The organism is Rothia sp. 27098_8_161 (assembly GCF_041432905.1).
In the GTDB taxonomy this organism is placed as follows: domain Bacteria; phylum Actinomycetota; class Actinomycetes; order Actinomycetales; family Micrococcaceae; genus Rothia.
On the sequence record NZ_JAPWAL010000040.1, the window covers coordinates 1 to 2,047 of the forward strand.

The 2,047-nt window shown below is 60.0% G+C and carries 1 protein-coding gene and 1 pseudogene; both read left to right on the forward strand.

Annotated elements, in window-relative coordinates:
- Positions 1-590: methylenetetrahydrofolate reductase (locus tag O3648_RS08155; RefSeq protein WP_371569525.1), on the forward strand; the 590-nt coding region annotated here is incomplete at its 5' end.
- Between the two features lie 162 nt (positions 591-752).
- Positions 753-2,047, forward strand: a pseudogene (locus O3648_RS08160) (5-methyltetrahydropteroyltriglutamate--homocysteine S-methyltransferase); the annotation flags it as partial.

Sequence of the window (2,047 nt, forward strand, 5' to 3'; positions counted from 1 at the left end):
AAGGTCAGGTTTCTGAACTTCCTTTCGCCCGCTACCTGGTAGAGCTCATTCGCCGCGTTGAGCGTGAAGATTTCGCCCACCTGGCGGCTGGCAAGGTGTCGATTGGTGTAGCGGCATACCCGCAGAAGCACCCCGAGTCCGCATCCCTGCTGCAGGATATTGAGATTCTGCTGTCCAAGCAGCGTGCCGGCGCGGACTTCGCGATCACTCAGGTGTTCTTTGAGGATGAACGCTACAGTGCCCTGGTCGATTCGGCGCACCTGGCAGGCGTGGATATTCCGATTATCCCGGGCATCATGCCGGTAACCTCCCTGAAGCGGTTGCAGAATCTTTGCCAGATGGCGGGCATGCCGGTTCCGGCAGATCTTGCCTACCGCCTTGAGACAGCAACCAGTAGCGCTGAGCTGCACCGCATCGGTGTTGAGTACGCGTTGAACCAGTGCCGCACCGTGATGGACGCGGGCGCACCGGGTCTGCACTTCTTCACCTTCAACGAGCATGCGGCGGTTCTGGACGTTCTGGATCAGCTGGATTTGCCGCGGTACAGTAACCGATTCTCTCAGTCGCTGAGCGAACTGGAATACGCCTAAAAACCCCGCTTTAACCCATAACGCTCCTTGTCGGATGCGTTTCCACTTTCTCCCCCACAAATATTCCGGGAGTTGTTGAGTTCTCCGTTTTACCGCCCATAGTCGGGTGGTAAAACACCGGAACTGACTCCCCTATCTATCCCCAGTAAAGGAATAACTATTATGTCGAACACCGCATTCCCCGCCGCAACCATTGTTGGCTACCCCCGCGTGGGCCGCTTCCGCGAACTGAAGAAGGCTCAGGAGGCTTTCTGGAAGGGCAAGGCAACCCTGCAGGAGCTGCAGGACACCGCTGCTGACGTACAGCGCACCTACTTCGAGCGCGTAACCGCTGCGGGTCTGAAGGCTGATAACTACTCGATTCCGGCGGCCTTCTCCTACTACGACCAGGTGCTTGATGTGGTTCGCCTGTTCACCCTGGTTCCCGAGCGTCTGGCTGAGGCTAAGGACGGCCGCGGCCTGCTGGATCTGCCCGGCTACTTCGCACTGGCGCGCGGTACCGAGACCCTACCTCCGCTGGAGATGACTAAGTGGTTCGATACCAACTACCACTACCTGGTACCCGAGATTGGTGCGTCCACCGAGATTAAGCTGAACCTTGAGGCTATTGACGAGCAGCTTAAGGTGGCAAAGCAGGCTGGCGTGAAGGTTCGCCCGCAGATTGTTGGCCCGCTGACCCTGCTACTGGGCGCTAAGGCTGAGCAGGGTTCCGCTGAGGACTTCTCCCCCGTTGACCGTCTGGATGAGTTTGTTGCCGCGTATGCTCAGGTGCTGGAGCAGCTGGCTGAGCGCGGTGTTGAATGGGTCCAGCTGGATGAGCCGGGCCTGACCGTGGACCGTGCTGACAACGCGAAGGTTGCTGAACTGGCCGAGCACACCTACCGCACCCTGGCTGCTGGCGAGAAGCGCCCGCAGATTCTGGTGACCAGCCCTTACGGTTCCCTGCGTGAGAACCTGCCGGCACTGCTGAGCACCGGTGTTGAGGCATTGCACCTTGACCTGGTGCACGGCGTGTACTCGAAGGCTGAGCTGGAGTCTGTTTCTGCCGCTGGTGTGCACCTGGTTGCCGGTATTGTGAACGGCCGCAACGTGTGGCGTGCCGATGTTCGTGCGGCTCTGAAGACTCTGGAGGATCTGCCGGGCGCATCCGAGGGTGCCGTGTCGGTGGCTTCTTCGACCTCCCTGCAGCATGTGCCGCACGACCTGGCTCTGGAAGACCCGGCCGAAGTTCCGGTGGACGGCCTGTCATTCGCTGATCAGAAGGTCGCTGAGATTGCTCTGCTGGCTCGTGGCCTGGCTGGGGGTGAGGCTGTTGTTGAGCCGGAGTTGAAAGCTGCTGATGAGGCACTGGCTCGCTTCGCCGCTGACCCGCGCAAGCACAACGACGAGATTCGTGCCCGTGCCACCGCTGTGGTTGCTGAGGACTTTGACCGCCCGACCATTGATGTTCGCCGTGC